Source organism: Nocardia sp. NPDC056611, from assembly GCF_042792755.1.
GTDB lineage: Bacteria > Actinomycetota > Actinomycetes > Mycobacteriales > Mycobacteriaceae > Nocardia.
In genome coordinates, this window is sequence record NZ_JBHTVV010000001.1 from 901,816 (window position 1) to 923,428 (window position 21,613).

Consider the following 21,613-nt stretch of genomic DNA (forward strand, 5'->3'; position numbering starts at 1 on the left):
GGGACGCGGGCGCTCAGCCGAGCAGGCGGGTGTGCAGGGCGTCGCGGATCTCGATGGTGATGCCGATTTCGGTGAGGTAGCCGTCGAGGCCGCCGTAGAGGGCGTGCATCGAGGTGGTGGCGCACTCCAGGTATTCGGTGCGGACGCCGAGCAGGTCGTCGGAGACCTCCTTGTCGGACTCCGCGCTCATGAACGAGCGCAGCACCGGCACCGCGTCATTGCTGAGCAGGTAGTCGGCGAATACGTCGTCCTCGGTGACCCCGACCGCGCGCAGCAGCGTGGCCACCGCCCAGCCGGTGCGGTCCTTGCCGGCGGCGCAGTGCACCAGCGCGGTGCCGGCGAGTGTGGAGTCGGCCAGCGACTTGATCGCGAGGTGGGCCTCGGGCAGGGCCGGGAACTGGCGGTAGACCTCGAGCATGTGGGCCTGGGCGGTCGCCTTGTCGCGCGCCTCGTGCGGCGGGGTCTGGCCCATGCGGGAGTCGAAGGGTGTGACCCGCAGTCGCACGCCGTCCGGGATGACGTCGTGCCCGATGTACTCGATCTCGGCGTGTCCGCGCAGGTCGTGGATATCGGTGACGCCCAGCGTGCGCAGGGTGTCGACACCGGCGTCGTCGATGCGGCTTAGCTGGGCGGACCGCAGCAGGACGCCTTCCTTGACGGTGGATCCGCCCACGGTCCGTGCTCCACCCAGGTCACGGAAGTTGAAGGTGCCGGAGATCAGGAATTGGTCGTAGCGCGCAGAGGTCACGAGCTCAGGCTATCGGTGAGTGGGACTCGTGGTCGGCGATCGATCGGTGAGCGGGACTCGTTCGCGGCGAATCCGGTGCCCGAAAATGCGCTGTCGGGTGTGGGGTCGCGCACACCCGCTATGTGTGTCGCGCATACCGCCATAAAATACCGATTGGTCCAAACAACGGCTTTACCTGGCGATCGTTCAATTTGATCATTCCCAATCGATCGCGGGCCCGTTTCAATCAGGTAACAAAACAATCCTGAGGTACGTAATCGGCCATCAAAGCTGGTTGCAAGGCAAGTAAACGACGTAACATCGGTACCCGTTGAACGGGTACGCCGGGGTACAGGCCGGTGATCGATGCTGATCTGAAACCCGTTGAGCGAGCCGCGCAGGCAGAGGTGCGCGAGTCTTTTCGCTAAAGGGAGTCGTCGTTGAGCGCAAGTGGAGAAATCACCCAGGTCGGACTTCGTCCGGCCATGACCGAGGCCATCGAGGCCGCGGCCGGGTCGCTCGATTTCAGCGGTAATCGTGCGCTTCGAGTTCTGTTGCACGCGGGCGTCAGCACGCTGTGGCCGATCCTGAAATCCTCACCCGACCGGCAGCTGCGGGCCTACGAGTCGACCCTGTCGGTGCTGCGGCGGCGCTGGGAGAACCAGACCGGCTGCGTACCGGATCCGATCGCCACCGCCATGTTCCGCGAACTGGACGCCGATGTGACCGAGTTCCTGGATCTGTGCGCCCGCCGTTCGGGTACCCAGTGGCTGGAACCGGTCGACGCCATCGCCGCCTACCTGCTGGCCGTCATCCAGGGCATGGTGTTGCGCTGGCTGGCGGACTGCGATGACGAGATCTCGCTGGTCGTGCTGGACGACCTGGTCTCGTACCTGTCCACCAAGGCCGTCGACCTCTGAGGATTCGCCCGAACTTTGTGCTGGACGAGTGACCAGGTTCGTGGTCGAATGATCTGGTGACCGATTCGTCGCCGATCAGCGGGCTGCACGCGGCCACCGCCGACCTGGAACCACCGCTGGCCGCGGTCGACCTGACCGCCCTACGCGCCAATGCCGCCGATCTGGTGCGCCGCGCCCGCGGCGTGCCGATCCGGGTGGCCAGCAAATCCGTGCGTTGCCGCGCGGTGCTCGAGGAAGTGCTGGGCGACAAGCTCACCGCGTCCGGCGGCTTCGCCGGGATCATGGGTTACTCACTGCGCGAAGCGATCTGGCTGGTCCGCGAGGGCGCGCGCGACGTGCTGCTCGGCTATCCGACCGTCGACCGGCACGCGCTGGCCGAACTCGCCGCCGATCCGCTGCTGCTCGACTCCATCACCCTCATGGTCGACGACACCGACCAGCTCGACTTCATCCGCGCCGCCGTCGGTGAGAAGGCCGCTCCCCGTGTGTGTCTCGACGTCGACGCCTCCCTGCGCATCGGCCCGCTGCACCTGGGCGTGCGCCGCTCCCCGATCCGCACCCCCGACCAGGCCGCGAAGCTGGCGACCGAAACCCGTTCCCGCGGTTTCCGGCTCGTCGGCGTGATGACCTACGAGGCCCAGATCGCGGGCCTGCCCGACACCAATCCGGCTGTGCGCCTCGTGAAGTGGGCCTCCGCCGCGGAGATCGGCAAGCGCCGCCGCCAGGTGCTGGACGCGGTGCGGTCGGTGGCCGGTGAACTGGAGCTGGTCAACAGCGGCGGCACCGGCTCCATCGAGGTCTCCATCAGCGACCCGGACGTCACCGAGGTGACCGCGGGCTCGGGCCTGTACCTGCCGACCCTGTTCGACGGCTACCGCAATCTCGCTCCGCGTCCGTCCATGTACTTCGCGGCTCCCGTACTGCGCCGTCCCGCGCCCGGGATCGCCACCGTGTTCTCGGGCGGCTACATCGCCTCGGGTCCCACGGGCGCGTCCCGGGTGCCGAAACCGGTGTGGCCCTTGGGCTTGAAGCTGATCGGCACCGAGGGCGCGGGTGAGGTGCAGACCCCGCTGACCGGCGCCGACGGGCTGCGGATCGGCGATCGCGTGTGGTTCCGGCATGCCAAGGCGGGCGAACTGTGCGAGCGGTTCAACGAGGTTCAGCTCGTCGACGCCGACGGCAGCCGCACCACCGTGCCGACCTATCGCGGCGAAGGCCACAACTTCGGCTGACCCCGAGTGCACCGAGTTCCGGCAGTCGGGGGAACTCGGTGGCGCGGTGTCAGACCCGGTCGAGTTGCAGGACCGCGGCCAGGTCCGAGAGCTCGGCCGTGGTGGCCGGGAGGAATTCGGTCAGCAGCGGCGAGCGCACGATGATCGCCGACCACATGGCCCGCGAGATGGCGCTGGTCAGCCAGTGCCGCGACAGCAGCGCCCCGATGCCGTGCGGGGCGTCCTCGGGCGCGGAGGTGGTCATGGAGACCAGCACCACCGCCGCCTCGCGGCCCTGGAAGTGATCGGGTGTGCCGACCAGCACGTCCTCGATCTTGGCCCGCGACAACAGGGTTCGGATGCGCGCCACCTGCGCGTGATACGGGGCCACCACCAGGATGTCGTGCGGGTGCAGGCGGCGGGTGACCGCCCCGGTGTGCCAGGGCAGGCCGAGTAGCGTCCGCACCTGGCGCACGATCTCGCGCGCCTCCTCGGCGGATTCGGTGCCGTTGCCGTGATGCTCCACCGCGACCGTGCGCACGCCCGGCGGAATGCCGTCGAGTTCCCGTGCCAGGGTGACGGTTTCGTTCGAGCGCAGCCGATTGTCGTAGCGCAGTCGCGACACCGGCCCGCACATGCGCGGATGCATGCGCCAGGTGCGGTCCAGGAAGTAGCCGTAGGCGGCGGGCAGGGTGCGGTGCGCGCCGAGCAGCCGGCCCAGCACGGATTCGGCGATGGGTTCGGGGTGGGTGCCGTGCGTCGTGGGCGGCGCGGGGTCGCCGACCAGCAGCAGGTTGCGCGCGCACACCGCCACCGCGGCCGCCTCGGCCAGCGGGAACTTCCCGGCGTCCACGATGACCAGCAGGTCCAGGCTGTCGCGCGCGATGCGTTCGGGATCGGTGAAGTCGCCCGAGAGCCCGCCCACCACACAGCCGTTCACGGCATTGTCGAGGAAGCGCGGATAGCGGGACGCCTCGATGGGCAGCCATTCCGGGGCCACCGCGCGGCTGTCGGCCTTGGCCACCAGCTCCGGGAGCACGCCCACCTCGACGACGGCGTCCAGCAGGTGCTCGACCGCCCGGTGCGTGCGCGCCACCACCCCGACCCGCCACTTGTAGCGGGTGACGAGGCGTTCCACGGCGCGCGCGGTGGTGACGGTCTTGCCGGTGCCGGGCGGACCCTGCACGGCCGCATACGAATTGTCGAGGTCCAGCACGGCCGCGGTGACGGCGGCGGCGTGGTCGCCGAACACCTCGGGCAGCGCCGCGCCGGTGCGCAGCCGCGGCGGGCGGCGGGTGAGGATGTCGAAGACGGCCGTCTCGGGCACGTGGGGGAGCGTCACCAGCAGTTGATGTGCGGTGTCCTCCAAGGCTTCCGCGAGACGCGCGTCGGGGCCGGGCGGGCAGGGCGCGATGGCGGTGGGCAGCTCGTCGTAGGGCGCGCAGCCCTCGGGCAGGAACTCGACGACGCGCACCACGTCTTCGAAGCCCGCGTCCAGGGAGCAGCCGAGCACGGTGGCGTGCGCGGTGGCGCGCAGCCCCGGGGTGACGGTCATCCCGGGCGCGGCGTGGTCGTAGAGGGTGAGCACGGGGGTGCCGGGCGGCGGCGCGTTGCCGGTGCCCAGGCGTCCGGTCAGGGTCAGGTACCGGCGCAGGGGCCGCTGTCCGGTGCCGTGCCAGTCGGTGTCGACCGAACCGGAGTCGGCGACGAGTACGCCTGCGGTGTCGGCCCATTCGTCCACCGGGTGGTCGAGGCGGTCGTCGTGGGCCCAGCGCAGCGGACGGCGTTCGCGCCGGTGATAGCCGAGCGCGGCCGCGGTCAGTCCGGCGGCCTCCTGGGCCGGGCCGCGTCGAGCGCCCGAGCTCTCGGCGAATTCCCGCAGCGCGGCCTCGACGTCGTCGGGCCCGGTCTCGGCGTAGTCGTAGGCCCAGCGCCGGCTCGGCCGCACCTGGTGTTCGGCGGCCAGCTCCAGCAGCCAATCCCGCAGGCGCAGCACCGCTTCGGCGCCGTGCCCGCTCTCCTCCTGGTTGGGCGGCAGCTGGTGCAGGTCGTAGGACCGCTCGCCGACCACCAGCGCGGCCCGCACCACGGGGTACAGATCGACCAGCGCGGGCAGCAGCTCCGCCACCGCGTCCTCGGCCTCGGAGTCGCGCTCACCGACGGCATCGAGCACCTCGCGCAGATCACCGCGGTAGTGGTGGATCCGCAGCTCCGGGAACTCGCGCTGCCGCTCCATCAGGAACTCCAGCAGCTCGTCCGCGTCGTCCCGCCGCCGGGTGAGCGACACCCCGCCGTCCCGCTCGCCGCCTCGAATCACGAAGGTGCGCTCGGTTTTCGGCAGCGCGGGCGCGGGCACGAAGCCCAGGTCGATGGTGCTCACGCCGGGCATCGGCCCGGGCTCGGCGGTGGCCACGCGATCTCCGACGGTCCCGGGAGCCGTCGCGCCGGGTGTTCTGGGGCCGAAACTCAGTGCCACCGGAGGGATGTCGGCGTTGCCGAGCCGGGCCGCGGTGTGTTCCGCCTCGCGCGGGTGTTCGGCGGTGTCGGTTTGTGCGTCGCGTGGGCCGTCGGCGCGGTGGCGGGCGTTGGTGGGATCGGCGTCGCCGATCGCCGCGCCGAAACCCACGTGGACGATCAAATCACCTGCGGTGCGGCACATTCCGGCTCGGGGGCGGGCGGTTCCGCAGGTGTTGACCATGGGGATCGCGGCGCCGTCGGGTCCCGGGGGCGCGGTGACGCTGACGAACAGTTCGCCCGGGGCGGGGGCAGCCAGCGCGGCGAGAGCGGCCGGCTCGACGAGGCCGTGCACGGGGCGGCCGGTGCGTTCGCGCAGGATCTGGACCTCGGCCTGGCGCCGCAGGGTGGTGAGGGTGGCGGCGGGGATGCCGGTGACCGTGGAGTCGGCGACCGCGAGCCGGTCCACGGTGGTGATGCCGGCGTCGCGCAGGTGGGCGCGGGTGGCCGGGCGCATGCCCGCGACCAGCAGCAGGTCACGGCGGGCCTCGAGTTCGGCGGTGCAGGTGGGGCAGTGGCCGCAGGCCAGGAAGCGTCGATCGCCCCACTGCACGGGAAGTAGTTCGCCGAGTTTGGATTCCACGATGAGGTTCAGCCGCGCGCGCCGGGCCTGGTAGACCACCGCCATGTCGGCGAGCCGGTGGGTGACACGGACCCCGTCCTCCCACACCAGTGCGTGGGAGGCGGACCGGAAGCCGTTGTGCCGTAGGGCTTCCGCCGCCGCGGCCAGGCCGAGCAGGGTGGCGACCCCGCCGCGGCGTCCGGCGACACCGGTCACGATGTAGTCGTGGCCCTCGGGTGCGTGGTCGCGGACCAGGAATTCGCAGCGGGCCGCGAAGTCGCCGTCGAACAGCACGGCCCCCGCGACCGCCTCGGCCGCGCCGCGCAGTGCCGCCGCGGTCTGCTCGTGCGCGGCCCGCAGTCCGGCCAGCGCCTCGTCCTGCGTGTGCTCGGGTGTCGCGGCCGCGGTGTCGCGGCGTAGCGCGCGGGGATGGTCGTCGGGTAGGCCCGCGAACGGGTCGGCGTCCGGGGGCGTGAGGGCGGCCACGCCGAGGGTGGCCGCGGCGGCCCGGGACAGGCGGATGCGGGTGACGGCGTCGCCGTGGCGGTCGCGGAGGTCGGCGAGGCGGTGTTCGACGGCCGGGTCCGGGGTGCGCGTGAGCGCGCCGCGCGACGGGAACTCGACCGGGGTCACCAGTCCCAGTTCGGCGTCGAGCGCGCGCAGCAGCGCGAACTCACAACGCGCCGCCGCCACCAGGTCTCCGGTGCTGCACACGACACGATCACCGAACAGCATCAATCGCGGCCCTCCTGTGCCATTGCTCCGCCCGCCCGGCCGGGATCGTCACGTGCCGAGTCGGCCATAGCGTAATGACTGCGGGCGGTGTGATGTGCCGCCAGGTGGGGCCCGCGCACCGGGTCGTCCCGGTCGCGAGCCGCCCACGTCAGCGCGCGTTTGCGGGCGGTGTTGGGAGACAACGCGACTCGTGCGGGGCGCGGTGGCCGGAGTCGGCTCAACGCCCGGTCGGACGCCAGAAATCGCCCCGCCATTCCGGCGTGTCGCCCGGCGGGCGAGACCGGGTCGCCCGTCCGGTCCGGCCGGAGGGACCGGCCCGGACCGGAAACCCGGGCCGATCGTTCGGTCCCTCCATTAATTACTGACCAGTTGCCTGTTCGGAGCTTCCCCACAGCCGCCTCCGGTCTGTCACAATCTGCCGATGCGTTACCTCGCGGGCGCTCGCGGCCGCCTTCACTACCGACGATGGCAGCTCGACCATGCCCAGGCCGTCCTGGCTCTGCTGCCCGGGATCGGCCAGCACAGCGCGCACTACCATCGGTTTGCCCGGGCGCTCGCCGCGCACGGAATCGAACTCTGGGCCCTGGACACCTCGGGCCACGGTCTCAGCGAAGGAGACCCGGAGCGGCCCGGCAATATTCACGAACTGGCCGCCGACGCGCGCATGTTCCTGGATCAAGTGCACGAGCACTCCGACTCCACGCCCTTCCTGATGGGTCACTCGCTCGGCGCGGCCACCGCGCTGGCGGTGCTGCGGGACGCCGAACCGCGAGACTTCTCCGGTCTGGTGCTGTCCGGTACGCCGCAGGCGGTGCTGGAGGGCCGGTCGCCGAAATCCGCCCGCGGCAGCGCGGTCGCGAATCGTGGCCGGGCCCAAGCCGTTTCCGGCGGAAGTTCGGCCGAGGCCCGCTCCGCGGCGGCGGCGGCGACGGCCAGCGAATCGGACTGGCCGGGCCCCCGGCTACCCGAGGGCCTGCCGGTGCTGATCGTGCACGGCGCGGACGATCGGCGCGCGCCGATCGACCCGGTCCGGGCCTGGTCCGAACAGGTCGGGGCGCGCTTCCTCACCTATCCCGACACCGGCCACGATCTGCTGCACGAGCCCGCGCACGCGGCGGTCACCGCCGAGGTGGTCGATTTCGTGCACGCCCGCTCGCTGGTCTGACGGCGGTCACCGTTCCGGATCGCGGGCGGTGGCGGGCCGCAACAGCCGCACCACCTCCGCATCGGTGAGCTGGTGGAAGTCGCGATACGCGCCGCCCACGCCGCCGAGATAGCGCGGCACCATCGGGCACACCACCTCATCGGCGACGGCCCGGATCCGCTGCAGCGCTTCGGCCGAGGACACCGGCACGGCGACGACCACCCGCCGGGGCTCGTGCCGGCGCGCGATCTCGCATCCGGCGGCCACGGTCGCGCCGGTGGCCATGCCGTCGTCGACGATCACCACGGTCCGGTCGGTCATGTCGATCGGCGGCCCCTCGCGCAGCACCCGCCGCCGCCGTTCCAGCTCGGCGCGTTCGACGTGCTCGATGTCGATCAGCTGCTCCGGGGACACCCCGGTGTGCCGCATGACGTCGTGATTGAGGACCCGCACCCCGTCCTCGCCGATGGCCCCCATGGCCAGCTCCGGCTGCCACGGCACTCCGAGCTTGCGGACCAGCAGCACATCCAGATCGCCGCCGATCGCCTCGCGGACCGCCACCGCGACCGGAACCCCGCCGCGAGGCAGTCCCAGCACCAACGGATCCGCCGCGCGCAGGTGCCCGAGCACCTCACCCAGCGCGCGCCCGGCGGCCCCGCGATCCGGATAGATCATCGGTATTCAGTCTAGTTGCGTGAGCCTCGGCTCACCGGGGGTCAGTCGCCCCAGATGGTGTACCGGCGCAGCGCCAGGCTGGGGTTGGTGGCCCGGACCTCGCCCAGGTGCGCCAGGTCGACGCGGGCGGTGGCGATGCCCGGCTGATCGCCGAGTTCGGCCAGCACCGCGCCGGTGGGGGCGACGATCATGGAGGCGCCGGAGCCGCGCGGCGCGGCCTGGTCGGCGGCGGCCACGTACATGGTGTTCTCGATGGCCCGGGCCCGCAGCAGGGTGGTCCACTGATCGACCTTGCCGGGGCCGGGAATCCACTGCGCGGGCAGCAGCAGGGTATGCGCGCCGGCGGCGGCCAGGCGGCGAATGCCCTCGGGGAATCGCAGATCGAAGCAGGTCTGCATGCCGAACACGACGCCGTCGACGGTGAAGGTCTGGGACTGGTCGAGCGGGCCGGGGATGAGCAGGTCGGATTCGCGGGAGCCGAAAGCGTCGTAGAGATGAACTTTTCGGTACACCGCGGCGAACTCGGCGTCCGGGGAGGCGGCGACGAGCGTGTTGTAGATGTGCCCGGCGGGCTGGTCCGGGCCCCCGGCCTCGACCACGCCGGCGACCACGTGCACGCCGAATTCGGCTGCCACGCCGCGCAATCCGGTGACGAACTCTCCGGTGAGCGGCTCCGCGGCGGCCAGCACCCGCTCGTCGAGGCGCTTGGTGGCGAACATCGAGTACTCGGGGGCCACCACCACCTTCGCTCCGAGTTCGCTGGCCGCTTTGACCTCGGCGCGCAGGGCGGTGAGATTGGCCACGGTGTCGGTGTGCGGATCGAACTGCACCACCGCCACGTCCACCGACCCCGCGGGCGCGGCGCCGGCCTGCTGCCGGGCCGCGGCGCCGGACTCGGGGACGGCCGCCGCCACGGCTCCCGAGCTGGCCGCATCGGGCGAGGCCAGGGTCCCGGCGGCATAGCTGTGGACAGGAGCGGCTTCGGTATTTCCGAGTCCGGAAACCGGACTCGAGGGCGTCGGGAGGGCGGGCGCGGGCGGGTTGTCCGGTTGCACGACTCCCAGGGTATTCACCCGATGGTCAAGCCCGCAGCTAGCAGGCAGTAAAATCCATGGCAATGAGCACCTCACCGGCCGACAGCGTTCCCACTGACGACGAGAGGGACGTTTCCGGCCCGTCCTTCGCCGATCTCGGGCTCGATGACCGCATTCTGCGGGCCATCGCCGATGTCGGCTACGAATCGCCGTCGCCGATCCAGGCGGCGACGATTCCGCCGCTGTTGGACGGCCATGACGTGGTGGGTCTCGCCCAGACCGGTACCGGTAAGACGGCGGCGTTCGCCATCCCGGTGCTGCAGGGCATGCACGGGGCGGGCAAGGCGCCGAAGGCGCTGGTGCTGGCCCCTACTCGTGAGCTGGCGATCCAGGTAGCGGAGGCGTTCGGCCGGTACGCCACCCATATGCCCGGAACGCATGTGCTGCCGATCTACGGTGGTCAGAACTACGCGGTGCAGCTGTCGGGGCTGCGGCGCGGCGCCCAGGTGGTGGTCGGCACCCCGGGTCGCGTCATCGATCACCTCGAGCGCGGCACGCTCGACCTGTCGGAGCTGCAGTACCTGGTGCTCGACGAGGCCGACGAGATGCTCAAGATGGGCTTCCAGGAGGACGTCGAACGCATCCTGCGCGACACGCCCGCGGAGAAGCAGGTCGCCCTGTTCTCGGCCACCATGCCGACGGTGATCCGCAAGATCTCCAAGCAGTACCTGAAGGATCCGGTCGAGATCACGGTCAAGACCAAGACCTCCACCAACACCAACATCACCCAGCGCTGGGTGCAGGTGTCGCATCAGCGCAAGCTGGACGCGCTGACCCGCATCCTCGAGGTGGAGCCCTTCGAGGCGATCATCATGTTCGTGCGCACCAAGCAGGCCACCGAGGAGCTGGCCGAGAAGTTGCGCGCGCGTGGGTATTCCGCCGCGGCCATCAACGGTGACATCGCGCAGGCGCAGCGTGAGCGCACGATCGGCCAGCTCAAGTCGGGTGTGCTCGACATCCTGGTCGCCACCGACGTCGCCGCGCGCGGTCTGGACGTGGAACGCATCTCGCACGTCGTCAACTACGACATCCCGCACGACACCGAGTCCTACGTGCACCGCATCGGCCGCACCGGCCGCGCCGGCCGCACCGGGACCGCCCTGCTGTTCGTGGCCCCGCGTGAGCGCCGGTTGCTCGATGCCATCGAGCGCGCCACCCGCCAGCAGGTCACCGAGATGCAGCTGCCCAGCGTCGAGGACGTGAACGCGCAACGCGTCACCAAGTTCCACGACGCCATCACCGACAACCTGGCCTCGGACAACCTGCCGCTGTTCCGCAAGCTCATCGAGGAATACGAGCGCGAGCACAACATTCCGCTGGTGGACATCGCGGCGGCGCTGGCGGTCGGCGGCCACGACGGCGACAGCTTCTTCATGGAGCCCGACCCGGAGCCCGCCCCGCGCGAGCGCCGCGAACGCGCCCCGCGTTCCTTCGACGATCGCGAGCGCGGCCCGCGCGAACGGCGTGAGCCCGGCGTCCCGTCGCGGCACCGTCAGACCGGCGCGGAACTGGTCACCTACCGGATCTCGGTCGGCAAGCGCCACAAGGTCGCCCCCGGCGCGATCGTCGGCGCCATCGCCAACGAGGGCGGCCTGCGCCGCAGCGACTTCGGGCACATCAGCATCCGCCCGGACCACTCGCTGGTGGAGCTGCCCGCCGACCTGTCCAAGGAAACGCTGAACGCGTTGAGCCGCACCCGGATCAGCGGTCAGCTCATCGAGCTCACCCTGGACGGCGGCCCGCCCGGACAGCGCTCCATGAGCCGCGCCCCGCGCCGCGAGGGCAAGCGCCCGGACCAGCATCGGCGCAAGCCGCGCTTCTGACACAGCGCTCCGAAACGACGACGCCCGCATCCGGAATGGATGCGGGCGTTGTGTTTTCGGTGGTGGCGCGGTCTAGGCCGGAGCGCTGCCGGAGCCGGAATTGTCGGCCGGGGTCTGGGCGGGAGTGGTCGGCGCGGCCGGGGTGACGGAGGGGGTCGCACCGGAGGCGTCCGGGGCCGCCGGGGTGGCGGCGGGCGGGGTGGCCTGGACCGCGGGGGCGTCCGGGACGGTCGAGAGGCCGACGGTCGGGAGGACCACGCAGCGGGCGTTGGGGTAGTCGATGGTGCCCCAGAGCGAGGCGATGATGGTGCCCGGCCCGGTCTCGACGGTCTTGGACAGCGTCGGGAGGCTGTACTCGGTGTGGTCGTCGAGGGGGACGATGCCGCTGCGGCCGTTGTTCACGTTCAGCCAGGCGACGGTCAGGCCGGAGGACAGGGGGAAGCCGTTCTGCTGGGCCATGACCTGGAAGCTGACATTGCCCGCGGGCAGCGACACCGTGGTGGCCGGGCCCGCGACGCCGGTGACGGCGGTGGCCGAGGTGAGGCTGAACGGCATGTTGAAGCCGCAGCCCAGGGTGGGGGCCAGGTACGAGAATGGTGTGAACTGAACGTTTTCCAGCTTCGCGGCGGCGACCAGCTGGGCGGCCTTGGCGATGTCGGCGACCGCGGTCTTGCCCGCTACGTCGTCGCCGACGGCGTGGGCGAGCTGTTCGACGCCGGTCTCGGCGGGAGTGCGGGGCTGATCGGCAGTGGCCGTGGTGGTGCTGAGGGCCGCGGCGGTGGTCATCGCGGCGATCGCCGCCGTGCGCCGGAAAAGCGTGCTGCCGTTCACTCTGGCTGCTCCTGCGTTGCGGGTGTGGGGTTCTCGGGCAACCTACCAGTTCAGGTCGGTCCCGGTGCCGCCGAGCCGCCCCGTCGGTGTGATCCGGGTGACAAATGGATCGTTACCGGGGGGTAGGTTTGATGGCGACATCACAGCGACGCTCGGGAGAAGCAATGAAGCTGGCCCTTTCACCCGATGAGGTGACATTCCGGGACGAACTGCGCGAGTTCTACCGGACCAAGATCCCGGCGGAGATCCGTGACCGCGTCAAGTACGGTCTCGAGCTCTCTCGCGATGACATCGTCACCACCCACCGCCTCCTCAACGAGAACCACCTGGCCGTGCCCAAGTGGCCGGTGCAATGGGGTGGCCGCGACTTCTCGCCCATGCAGCTGCACATCTGGGAAGACGAGATGCAGCTGGCGTCGGTGCCGGAGCCGCTCACCTTCAACGCCCAGATGATCGGCCCGGTCATCGCCCAGTTCGGCTCCGAGGAGCTCAAGCAGCGCTTCCTGCCGCCGACCGCCAACCTCGACATCTGGTGGTGCCAGGGCTTTTCCGAGCCCGACGCGGGTTCGGACCTGGCCTCGTTGCGCACCACGGCGGTCCGCGACGGCGACTCCTACATCGTCAACGGCCAGAAGATCTGGACCACCCTGGCCCAGTACGCCGACTGGATCTTCTGCCTGGTCCGCACCGACCCGAACGCCAAGAAGCAGGCGGGCATCTCGATGCTGCTCTTCGATGTGAAGACCCCGGGCGTCACCATCCGCCCGATCAAGCTGATCGACGGCCACCACGAGGTCAACGAGGTCTTCTTCGAGAACGTCCGGGTCCCGGCCGACCAGCTGGTCGGCGAGGAGAACATGGGCTGGACCTACGCCAAGTTCCTGCTCGGCAACGAGCGCACCGGCATCACCGGCGTGGGCCGCACCAAGGTCAAGCTGGGTGTCGCGAAAGAGCATGCGGCGCAGATCCGTTCGGGCAACGGCACGCTGCTCGAGGATCCGGTCTTCGCCGCGCGGGTGGCCGAGATCGAGAACGAGCTGCTGGCGCTGGAGCTCACCCTGATGCGGGTGATCTCGAATTCCAGTGACGGCAAGCCGAATCCGGCCTCCTCGGTGCTGAAGCTGCGCGGTTCGGAGTTGCAGCAGGCCGCCACCGAACTGCTGCTCGAGATCGCCGGTCCGGACGCGCTGCCGGTGAACGCCGCCGACATCGCCTCGCCGGGCTGGGCGCAGCGCAGCGGCCCCGGGTACCTCAACTACCGCAAGACCACCATCTACGGAGGCTCCAGCGAGGTGCAGCGCACCATCATCGCCTCCACCATCCTCGGATTGTGAGCCGCCGCCATGGATTTCGAACTCACCGATGAACAGGTCATGCTGCGCGATACGGTCCGGGACCTGCTGGGCCGCGCCTACGACCCGGAGACGCGCCTGAAGGTCATCGACACCGAGCTCGGCTGGAACCGCGACGTGTGGCGGCAGCTTGCCGAATTGGGCGTCCTCGGACTGCCTTTCGACGAGGAGGACGGCGGCGTGGGCGCGGGCCCGGTCGAGACCATGGTCGTCATGGAGGAGATCGGCCGCCGCAACGCGCCCGAACCCTACCTCGACGCCGTGCTGGTCCCCGGCGGGCTGATCGCCCGCGCGGGCAGCGCCGACCAGCGGCAGCGCGTGCTGCCCGCGCTCGCGGGCGGGGAGACCCTGCTGGCCTTCGCGCACGACGAGCCCGGCGCCCGTTGGCCCGCGACCGATCTGGCCACCACCGCGGTGTCGGACGGGGACGCCTACCGGATCACCGGCGTCAAGAACCCGGTGCCGCACGGTGACTGCGCCGACCAGCTGGTGGTCAGCGCCGCCCTGCCCGGCGGGGGAGTCGGACTGTTCCTGCTCGCCGCCGACGCCGACGGCGTCACCCGCACCCCGTTCCGCACCTTCGACGGGCGGCGTGGCGCGCAGCTCGAATTCGCCTCCGCGGCAGCCGAACTCCTCGGCGAGGGCGGCGACGCCCAGCCGGTGATCGACGAGGTCACGGTGGCGGCGCAGGCGAGCCTGTGCGCGGAATCGCTGGGCGCGATGGAAGAGTCGATGCGGCTCACCACCGATTACCTGAAGACGCGCAAGCAGTTCGGGGTCACGCTGTCGAAGTTCCAGACGCTGACCCAGCGGGCCGCGAACATGTACGTCTCGCTGGAGCTGGCCCGCTCCATGAGCCTGTACGCGACCGCGGCGGTGGCCGACGGTTCCGCGGACCGGGTCGCGGCGTCGCGGGCCCGGCTGCAGGTCGGCCGCTCGGCCCGGCACATCGGGCAGGAGTCGATCCAGATGCACGGCGGCATCGGCATCACCACCGAGTACCCGGTGAGCCACTATGTCGCCCGGCTCACCGCCATCGCCCGCACCCTGGGCGGCGACCTGGAGCACCTGCGGGTGCTCAGCGATCGGGTCGGCGAGTACAGCCTCGTGGAGTTCTGACCCGGAGCCCCCGAACGCACCCCGCTCGAGCCATGAGCGGGGTGCGTTCGTGTGTCGGTCCGGGGTGCGAAGCTGAAATTCCGGTGTCGGCATACGGATTGGCGGGCGTAGGGTCGGAGCATGGGAGGAGACGCCGTACGGCTGGACGGGAACACCCTGGTGTTGCCCGGTGAGGTGGGGGTGCGGTTCATCCGCACGCTGAGACTGCCCGAGCAGGGGACGCATCCGCTGCCGCCCGGGCTCGGTGAGTTCCCGGTGCGGCGGGTGGCGGACTACGCCGCCTCGGTGCCGCCGGAATGGGCCGAACGTGGTGGCGTCATGCTGCCCATGTATCTGCGCGAGGCCATGTGGCTGTCGTTCTCCGCGAAGGAGCCCGCGGCGCTGCAGATCGGCGTGGGCAAGGTGTGCGCGGTGTCGGGGAAGCCGTGGAGCGCCCGGCTCGATCGCGATCCGCAGAACTACGTGGTGCTGCCCCGGCAGCCGTGGCTGGACGGCATCAATTCCGGCAAGGGCACCATCCGGCAATTCGTCGCGGTGCCACTCGGATTGGGCGCGACCGTGGAGGGCCAGGTCACCGGGGAGGAGACCTGGGGCGGGATTCAACTCCAGAACTTCGCGCTCAACGATCTCGAACTGGCGCGCTGGCGCAAGGCCGAGGAGGAACGCCGCGAGCGGGCGTCCCGGCGGCGTTACCGCAAGTCGGGTTCCGCCTTCCTGGCCGGAGCTCCCGGCGCTCTGCCGCCCCCGGCCGCGGCTCCGGCCTACGGCGCGCCGCCGGCCCCGGGTGGTCATCCGGCCGGGGCGCCGCGCGCCACCGCCATGGGACTGGGCGTCGGCGGCACCATGCGGCAGCAGATCTACAAAGACGAACGCCCCCTGGCGGATTGGTCCACCGAACGCTCGGGTCGCGTCTTCGTGCACCTGGTGACCCCGCCCGACTGGCGGCGCATCACCGGCGAGGCCGCGCCGCCGTCGCCGGTCGACCGCGCCGCGTACACCGCCGCCGGCCTACCCTGGTTCGACTACTTCGATTCGGACGCAACCGATCTCGCGCCCGCCGATCCGCTCGCGAATGTGGTCCCGGTCGGTGACTGGCTGGGTGACGACCATGAACCGTGGCAGCCGCCGGCGCCCGGTCAGGTACATCAGCTGGGCGACAAGCAGGGCAAGCCCGTCGAGGACGGCGACTGGTAGAGGCCGGTCGTCCGAGGCGTGCCGAACGTCGAAGGCGCGCTGGTCGTCCGAGGTGTTCGACTAGTTGTCGGAGGTGTCCGAAGCCGCGTGGTCCGTGGGCGAGGCGCTCGGGGGCTGCGTGGTCTCCGGGCGGGTGGTGACCGGCGCCTCGGTGGTGGTGCGCGGGGATTCCGTTGTGGTCCGGCTGGATTCGGTCGTCGCCGGCCGGGTGGTGGTGGTCGGGCGGGCCGGGGTCGAGCGGGTATTGCTCGGGTCGGCCGGATCCTCCGGGGTGCCGGTGACGGTGGAGATGGGAGCGCGCCGCGACGGCTGGTCGGCGGCCACCCGCCAGGTCGGGGACGGCGGGATGACGATCGCCGGGGTGGCGGAGGCGCCGCTCTTGGCCGAAGTCACCGGGGCCGCTTGCAGATCGGCGTTGAGCGGCGGCGGCGCGACATAGGTGTCGGTGTGGCCGAGACCGCACGCGCCGAGCAGGATGAGCCCCGCCGAGACCGTGCCGACCGCGGCCGCGGCGTACACCACGGGCTTGGGCAGGCGACGCCACGGGGTGACCGCGTGGTCGTCCGCGCGGGCGTTGCTGCCGTCCATGAGTGGCACTCCTGATTCGTATCGAGTGGGCTCACCCTAACGGAGGCGATGGGCATCGGCCAGGCGGGTGGTCGGTTCGATCGGAGGACCCGTTCGACGCATTTCCGGGGCCTCGAAAATATCTCAAACAGCGGTGATTCAAATATCGAATTAGTAAACTCGGCGCGTTTTGCATACGCGTCGCATGGACTTTCCGTTGCCGGGCCGTAATGTGTGTCCAAAGTTACACAAGAGACGCTCGAAATTAGCCGAGGGGCGCGCCGAAGATTCGCGAACCTGCCGGGCGTCACCGAGGAGTGGATGATGGGTGCATTCTCGATATCCCCGCTGCGCGCATCGGCGCGCTCCGGAGAGCCTGCGGCCCCTCCGACGCCGCGGGTGCCGGCGCTCCTGGCCCGCACCGCCGCCTGGCTGTTCTTTCTGGGCGGCCTCACCGGTGCGATTCTCGGTATTGCCGGACTGCGGGTGGAGATCACCGTCGCGGGTTTGATCCTGGCCTGTACCGCGGGCCTGATTCTGCTCAAGATTCGCGCCGACGCGCACGATAGCTAATTTCTAGCGAATCAATTCCGGTTGGTAATTGTCCACTCGAATGCCGTGGCTTCCGAGTTCGCGCCTTCGATGGTCCGGGATCGATTCGGTTCGCCGAGTTCTTTCAGCAAATCCTCGGAAATGCACACCAAGTCCGACAATACGGACGGTGTGAACCATTCCGGCCGGGTCGCGAACAACAGATCCTCGCTCGAGGTGTTCCCGGAGGCGCCCGGCGCGAACGGGCAGCCGCCCAGCCCGCCCAGCGAACCGTCCACGACGCCCGCGCCCGCGGCCAGCGCCGCCAGCGAATTGGCCACCCCCATACCCCAGGTGTCGTGCCCGTGGAAGACGATGCGGTGCTGCGGAGTTCCCCAGCGCCCGGTCGCGGCCACCGAAGCCACCAGTGCGCCAACCTGACCCGGATGCGCTTGCCCGAGGGTATCGGCGATCACGATGTCCGCGGCGCCCTCCGCGCGCGGATCGGCCGCGATGGCCAGCACCCGCGCGGGATCCACCGGCCCGTCGAACGGACAGGTGAAAGCCGTTGCCAGGCAGAGCTGGATGCGCCCGCCCGCCTCGTGCGCGTACCGCACCGCCTCCGGCATGGCGGCCAGGCTGTCCTCGGTGGTGCGGCCGATATTGGCCTTGTTGTGCGCGTCCGACACCGAGAAGCAGTACTGGAAGTTGCGCACCCCGGCCTCGGCGGCCTTGGCGACGTGCCGCGGCGTGGCCACCCACACCCAGCAGCGATCCAGCTCCTCGGGTGTCAGCCGCTCGACCAGTTCGAGGGTATTGGCCATGGGCGGCACCAGATCCGGGCGCGCCATGGAACCGATCTCCAGCTCCGGCACGCCCGCGGCCAGCAGCTGCCGGGCGATCTGGACCTTGCGCTCGGTGGGCAGCACCTTCCCGGTGAGCTGCAGTCCGTCGCGCAGCGTGACATCGCGCAGGGTCATGACTTCGCCTCCAGGGCATCGATCTCGGCGTCGGTCAGGCCGAGCAGCTCGGACAGCACCTCGCGGGTGTGCTCGCCGAGGTCCGGGCCGACATTGCGGATGGGCAGCGATTGCCCGCCGATCACGGGGACGATGCCGGGGAAACCGACTTCCTTGGGTTCCGGCTCGCCCACGTCCACCGGGAAGGGCTGGATCATATTGCGCGCCTTGTACTGCTCGTCGGCGACGATGTCGGCGGCGGTGTAGATGGGCCCGCACGGGATGGCGGCCGCCTCGAGCACCTTCAGCGCTTCCTCGCGGGTGCGCAGCCGCGTCCATTCGGCGATCGAGGCGTCGAGCCGATCGCGGTTGCGCCAGCGTCCCGCGTTGTCCTGCAACTCCGGGTCGGCGGCCAGGTCGGGACGATCGATGACCTGCATGTAGCGCTGGAAGATGGCATCGCCGTTGCCGCCGATGATGATGCTGTAGCCGTCGCTGGTCGGATAGGCGTTGCTCGGCGCGATGCCCTCCATCCGCCCGCCGACCCGCTCGCGATTGATGCCGTAGGCCAGATAGTCGGGCACCAGCGATTCCATCACCGAGAGGATGGACTCGTTCAACGCCACGTCGATGACGCGCTGCTCCAACGGAACCCGCTGCACTCGTTCCCGCTGGAACAAGGCCATGACGGTGCCGAAGGCGGCGTAGATGCCCGCGATGGAATCGCCGATGGACACGCCGACCCGCACCGGAGGCCGATCCGGATCGCCCACGAGTTCCCGCAGCCCGCCGACCGCTTCGGCCACCGCCGCGAAGCCCGGCCGCTGCGACAGCGGCCCGGTCTGCCCGTAGGCGGAGATCCGCGTGATCACCAGATCCGGATTCGCCGCGTTCAGCACCTCGGGCCCGAGACCCCACTTCTCGAGCATCCCCGGCCGGAAGTTCTCCAGCAGCACATCGCACTGTTTGATCAGGTCGAGCACGATCCCGCGCCCCGCCTCGGTCCGCAGATCCAGCGTGATCGACTTCTTGTTCCGGTTGACCGTCCGGTACAGCATCGACGTATCGCCGCCGTACAGCCGCCAATTCCGCAGCTCGTCACCGGTTTCCGGCCGCTCGACCTTGATCACCTCGGCCCCGAAGTCCCCGAGTATCCGCCCGGCCGTAGGCGCAGCGACGTAATTTCCCAACTCCAGAACCCGAACCCCGTCGAGCGGCCGAATCTCCGTGTTCAATGTGCCCTCCGCTTCGCTACGGGCGGGTTCGCGGCCCTGGAGGTCTCGTTCTTCCCTCCCTGCGCTCCTCCGCTTCGCTCCCCCGCTCCGCTCAGTCCAGAACGAGACGGGCCGCGAACCATTATGGTGCAGCGCACGGTGCGCGAGGGCTACGGGTTCCTCCGATGCGTGCGGGTCGGAGGACAACCGGGTGAACGACGAAAGGCCGGTGCGACGACGAGAGGTTGGTGTCGTCGCACCGGCCTGGCCATGTGGCCGCGAGGTGTACGTGTGGCGCGCGGCCACATGGCATCGAGTCGTGTCGGTCCGCGACAACGGGCAACAGCGGGTGAGTGGCAGCACCCGGTGTGGCCCGATCGCGGTGCTCCGCGCCGGGTTTCAGGCGGCGCGGGGCGTGACCTCCTCGATGATCGAGTAGTGCTCGGCATTGCCGGTGATGATGGTGCTGGGGTCGCCGTGCACGTCGACCGGCACGTCGCCCGCGAGGGTGATGCGGGTGAGGCGGCGGGGCTGGCCGTCGTAGTCGTCGATGGCGTAGTGCTGGGTGGCGCGGTTGTCCCAGATCGCGACATCGCCCAGCTGCCAGTTCCAGCGGGTGGTGTTCTCCAGGCGGGTGACGCGGTTCTGGAGGAGCTGGAACAGGGCCTGGGATTCGGCGGCGGAGAAGCCGACGAAGTTCTTCACGAAGTGGCCGAGCAGCAGGGCACGTTCGCCGGTCACCGGGTGCACGCGCACCACCGGGTGCTCGGTCTCGTAGTAGCTGGACTCGAATTCCTCGCGGTAGGCCTTGATATTGGCGGTCACCTCCGCGTTCTCGCCGCGCGCCACCTCGGTCCGGTCGGCGGCGTAGTCGTAGGCGTTGGTGTGGCGGGCCCGCAGGTTCTCCACGAACACCTTGAGCGGCGCGGGCAGCGAGTCGTAGGCGGCCACGGTGGAGGCCCAGGTGGTGGAGCCGCCGTAGGACGGCAGGTGCACCGCGCGCAGGATGGACGCCTTCGGCACCCGGTCCACGAAGGTCACATCGGTGTGCCAGCTGTTGGCGCGGCCGTACTCGGAGTCGATGGGCAGGGTCTTGACGCCCTTGGAGGTGACGGTCGGGTGCGGGGTGGTGGGCGCGCCCAGCAGCTGCGCGAACTCGTACTGCCCGTCCTCGGTCAGGTGCTCCTGGCCGCGGAAGAAGATCACCTTGTGCTTGTGCAGCGCGTCCTGAATGGCCTGCACGGTCACCGAATCCAGGTCGCCGCTGAGCCGGACGCCGTCGATGCGCGCGCCGATCCTGCTGCCCAGCTGCACGACCGTGGGGGTGGAAGTTGCGTAATCGACGGACATGCCATGCCTTTCGCCCGGTGGAGTCCGGCCCGGATTCGAGCCATGATCAGGACACCATCGGGTGCGCCGCCGAAACAGGTTCAGGATCAGCGGGATCGAAAGGACGGCGGCGGCCGCCGCGGGCGCTCAGCCCAGGTGTTCGCGCAGATACTTCAGATCGTCGGCCACGCCGTCGGCGGGGGTTTCCAGAATCACCGGCGCGCCCGCGGTGCGGCACACCTCCGCCAGCAACTGCGGATCGATGGTGCCGTCGGCGAAATTGGCGTGCCGGTCCGCGCCCGAGTCGAAGGCGTCGCGTGAGGAGTTCAGGTGCACCAGGTCGATGCGCCCGGTGATGGCTTTGATCCGCTCCACGATCCCGACCAGTTCCTCACCGCCCGCCCAGGCGTGGCAGGTGTCCAGGCAGAACCCGGCCCCGTACTCGCCGACCGTGTCCCACAGCCGCCCGATATCGTCGAAATACCGTGCCATGGCGTGATTCCCGCCGGCGGTGTTCTCGATCAGGATCGGCACCGCGAACCCGCCCTTGTCGGCCTGGCGTTCGAACAGTTTGCGCCAGTTGACGAATCCCTCCGCCATCTCCTCGTCGGAGCGGACGTGCCCGCCGTGCACCACCAGGCCGAACGCTCCCAGGTCGGCCGCGGCCTTGGCCTGCTGCGCCACCGCGTTGCGCGAGGGCATGCGCAGCCGGTTGTTCAGGCTGGCCACATTGATCTGATACGACGAGTGCACCACCACGTCGATGTCGCTGGCCTTGATCTGCTCGGTCAGCGGGTGGGGTTTGGGCTTGTCCCAGCTCTGCGGATCCACCACGAACATCTGGATGACATCGGCCCCGAGCTGCTCGCCGAAGCCGATCGGGTCGCTGTCCGTCCGGACGTGAGCTCCAATGCGCATACGCCCAGCGTATCCCCGACCCCCGACAGCTCAGGGCGGGTCCGGCCGGGACGACAAGCAAACGTTGAGTGTTGCGTTAGCGGGTCGTGCGTAGATAGTTCGGTAGGAATTCCGAAGCCCGGCCGATCAGAGGAGGTGAATACCGTTGCAGGCGAACGCTGCAGGTTCGCGCGGCGCGCCCGGCCCGGCGCGAG

General features: G+C 70.2%; 18 protein-coding genes. 8 read left to right on the plus strand and 10 right to left on the minus strand.

The window, feature by feature from the left end; all coding sequences use genetic code 11:
• Positions 1–13: 13 nt before the first annotated feature.
• Positions 14–748, minus strand: a complete 735-nt coding sequence (locus ACFRAQ_RS04145; protein ID WP_379093908.1) for a tyrosine-protein phosphatase — start codon at positions 746–748, stop codon at positions 14–16.
• Between the two features lie 419 nt (positions 749–1,167).
• On the opposite strand from ACFRAQ_RS04145, the gene ACFRAQ_RS04150 reads away from it, so the two are divergent.
• Positions 1,168–1,647: a TetR family transcriptional regulator gene (locus ACFRAQ_RS04150; protein ID WP_357283428.1), complete on the plus strand. Its 480-nt coding sequence runs from the start codon at positions 1,168–1,170 to the stop codon at positions 1,645–1,647.
• 56 nt (positions 1,648–1,703) lie between these two features.
• Positions 1,704–2,879, plus strand: coding sequence for an amino acid deaminase/aldolase (locus ACFRAQ_RS04155; RefSeq protein WP_379093912.1), 1,176 nt, complete (start codon positions 1,704–1,706; stop codon positions 2,877–2,879).
• Positions 2,880–2,928: 49 nt separating this feature from the next.
• Here the strand turns inward: ACFRAQ_RS04155 and ACFRAQ_RS04160 are convergent, their stop codons facing one another.
• A complete protein-coding gene (locus ACFRAQ_RS04160; protein WP_379093915.1) occupies positions 2,929–6,669 on the minus strand; it encodes an AAA domain-containing protein in 3,741 nt (1,246 codons plus the stop codon).
• Between the two features lie 421 nt (positions 6,670–7,090).
• Here ACFRAQ_RS04160 and ACFRAQ_RS04165 point away from each other — a divergent pair, with 421 nt between their 5' ends.
• Complete coding sequence (locus tag ACFRAQ_RS04165; RefSeq protein WP_379093918.1) at positions 7,091–7,834, plus strand: alpha/beta hydrolase; 744 nt, start codon at positions 7,091–7,093, stop codon at positions 7,832–7,834.
• A gap of 6 nt (positions 7,835–7,840) precedes the next feature.
• Here the strand turns inward: ACFRAQ_RS04165 and ACFRAQ_RS04170 are convergent, their stop codons facing one another.
• Positions 7,841–8,488, minus strand: a complete 648-nt coding sequence (locus ACFRAQ_RS04170) for a phosphoribosyltransferase (RefSeq protein ID WP_379093921.1) — start codon at positions 8,486–8,488, stop codon at positions 7,841–7,843.
• 41 nt (positions 8,489–8,529) lie between these two features.
• Complete coding sequence (locus tag ACFRAQ_RS04175) at positions 8,530–9,333, minus strand: carbon-nitrogen hydrolase family protein (RefSeq protein WP_379095798.1); 804 nt, start codon at positions 9,331–9,333, stop codon at positions 8,530–8,532.
• 272 nt (positions 9,334–9,605) lie between these two features.
• On the opposite strand from ACFRAQ_RS04175, the gene ACFRAQ_RS04180 reads away from it, so the two are divergent.
• Positions 9,606–11,405, plus strand: a complete 1,800-nt coding sequence (locus ACFRAQ_RS04180) for a DEAD/DEAH box helicase (RefSeq protein ID WP_379093924.1) — start codon at positions 9,606–9,608, stop codon at positions 11,403–11,405.
• 72 nt (positions 11,406–11,477) lie between these two features.
• Here ACFRAQ_RS04180 and ACFRAQ_RS04185 read toward each other — a convergent pair whose 3' ends face one another.
• Entirely contained in the window at positions 11,478–12,236 is a 759-nt protein-coding gene (locus ACFRAQ_RS04185; RefSeq protein ID WP_379093927.1) for a hypothetical protein, read from the minus strand.
• Positions 12,237–12,400: 164 nt separating this feature from the next.
• Here ACFRAQ_RS04185 and ACFRAQ_RS04190 point away from each other — a divergent pair, with 164 nt between their 5' ends.
• From ACFRAQ_RS04190 to ACFRAQ_RS04200, 3 genes are all read left to right on the plus strand, one after another.
• The gene (locus tag ACFRAQ_RS04190; RefSeq protein WP_379093930.1) at positions 12,401–13,570 is read left to right on the plus strand and encodes an acyl-CoA dehydrogenase family protein; all 1,170 of its coding nucleotides are present in this window, start codon (positions 12,401–12,403) and stop codon (positions 13,568–13,570) included.
• A gap of 9 nt (positions 13,571–13,579) precedes the next feature.
• A complete protein-coding gene (locus ACFRAQ_RS04195) occupies positions 13,580–14,707 on the plus strand; it encodes an acyl-CoA dehydrogenase family protein (protein ID WP_379093934.1) in 1,128 nt (375 codons plus the stop codon).
• 120 nt (positions 14,708–14,827) lie between these two features.
• Complete coding sequence (locus ACFRAQ_RS04200) at positions 14,828–15,901, plus strand: hypothetical protein (protein WP_379093936.1); 1,074 nt, start codon at positions 14,828–14,830, stop codon at positions 15,899–15,901.
• 60 nt (positions 15,902–15,961) lie between these two features.
• On the opposite strand, the gene ACFRAQ_RS04205 is transcribed toward ACFRAQ_RS04200, so the two are convergent.
• Positions 15,962–16,489 (minus strand): hypothetical protein, encoded by a 528-nt coding sequence (locus ACFRAQ_RS04205; protein WP_379093939.1) that lies wholly within the window; start codon positions 16,487–16,489, stop codon positions 15,962–15,964.
• A gap of 303 nt (positions 16,490–16,792) precedes the next feature.
• Between ACFRAQ_RS04205 and ACFRAQ_RS04210 the strand changes: the two genes are divergently transcribed.
• The gene (locus ACFRAQ_RS04210; protein WP_379093942.1) at positions 16,793–17,041 is read left to right on the plus strand and encodes a hypothetical protein; all 249 of its coding nucleotides are present in this window, start codon (positions 16,793–16,795) and stop codon (positions 17,039–17,041) included.
• Between the two features lie 11 nt (positions 17,042–17,052).
• Here the strand turns inward: ACFRAQ_RS04210 and ACFRAQ_RS04215 are convergent, their stop codons facing one another.
• The 4 genes from ACFRAQ_RS04215 to ACFRAQ_RS04230 all read right to left on the minus strand — a co-directional run bounded on the left by ACFRAQ_RS04215 (position 17,053) and on the right by ACFRAQ_RS04230 (position 21,419).
• Positions 17,053–17,979, minus strand: a complete 927-nt coding sequence (locus tag ACFRAQ_RS04215; protein WP_379093945.1) for a hydroxymethylglutaryl-CoA lyase — start codon at positions 17,977–17,979, stop codon at positions 17,053–17,055.
• Positions 17,976–19,193, minus strand: a complete 1,218-nt coding sequence (locus ACFRAQ_RS04220) for a CaiB/BaiF CoA transferase family protein (RefSeq protein WP_379093947.1) — start codon at positions 19,191–19,193, stop codon at positions 17,976–17,978. Before ACFRAQ_RS04220 ends, ACFRAQ_RS04215 begins: the two co-directional genes overlap by 4 nt.
• 378 nt (positions 19,194–19,571) lie before the next feature.
• Entirely contained in the window at positions 19,572–20,522 is a 951-nt protein-coding gene (locus ACFRAQ_RS04225; protein WP_379093950.1) for a TauD/TfdA dioxygenase family protein, read from the minus strand.
• A gap of 126 nt (positions 20,523–20,648) precedes the next feature.
• Positions 20,649–21,419, minus strand: a complete 771-nt coding sequence (locus tag ACFRAQ_RS04230; RefSeq protein WP_379093953.1) for a deoxyribonuclease IV — start codon at positions 21,417–21,419, stop codon at positions 20,649–20,651.
• Between the last annotated feature and the right edge of the window lie 194 nt (positions 21,420–21,613).

Coding starts and splice junctions, on each gene's coding strand:
- ACFRAQ_RS04180 (WP_379093924.1), top strand. CDS start 9,606: ATGAGCACCTCACCGGCCGACAGCGTTCCCACTGACGACGAGAGGGAC.
- ACFRAQ_RS04200 (WP_379093936.1), top strand. CDS start 14,828: ATGGGAGGAGACGCCGTACGGCTGGACGGGAACACCCTGGTGTTGCCC.
- ACFRAQ_RS04230 (WP_379093953.1), bottom strand. CDS start 21,419: ATGCGCATTGGAGCTCACGTCCGGACGGACAGCGACCCGATCGGCTTC.
- ACFRAQ_RS04210 (WP_379093942.1), top strand. CDS start 16,793: ATGGGTGCATTCTCGATATCCCCGCTGCGCGCATCGGCGCGCTCCGGA.
- ACFRAQ_RS04165 (WP_379093918.1), top strand. CDS start 7,091: ATGCGTTACCTCGCGGGCGCTCGCGGCCGCCTTCACTACCGACGATGG.
- ACFRAQ_RS04160 (WP_379093915.1), bottom strand. CDS start 6,669: ATGCTGTTCGGTGATCGTGTCGTGTGCAGCACCGGAGACCTGGTGGCG.
- ACFRAQ_RS04215 (WP_379093945.1), bottom strand. CDS start 17,979: ATGACCCTGCGCGATGTCACGCTGCGCGACGGACTGCAGCTCACCGGG.
- ACFRAQ_RS04225 (WP_379093950.1), bottom strand. CDS start 20,522: ATGTCCGTCGATTACGCAACTTCCACCCCCACGGTCGTGCAGCTGGGC.
- ACFRAQ_RS04205 (WP_379093939.1), bottom strand. CDS start 16,489: ATGGACGGCAGCAACGCCCGCGCGGACGACCACGCGGTCACCCCGTGG.
- ACFRAQ_RS04190 (WP_379093930.1), top strand. CDS start 12,401: ATGAAGCTGGCCCTTTCACCCGATGAGGTGACATTCCGGGACGAACTG.
- ACFRAQ_RS04170 (WP_379093921.1), bottom strand. CDS start 8,488: ATGATCTATCCGGATCGCGGGGCCGCCGGGCGCGCGCTGGGTGAGGTG.
- ACFRAQ_RS04195 (WP_379093934.1), top strand. CDS start 13,580: ATGGATTTCGAACTCACCGATGAACAGGTCATGCTGCGCGATACGGTC.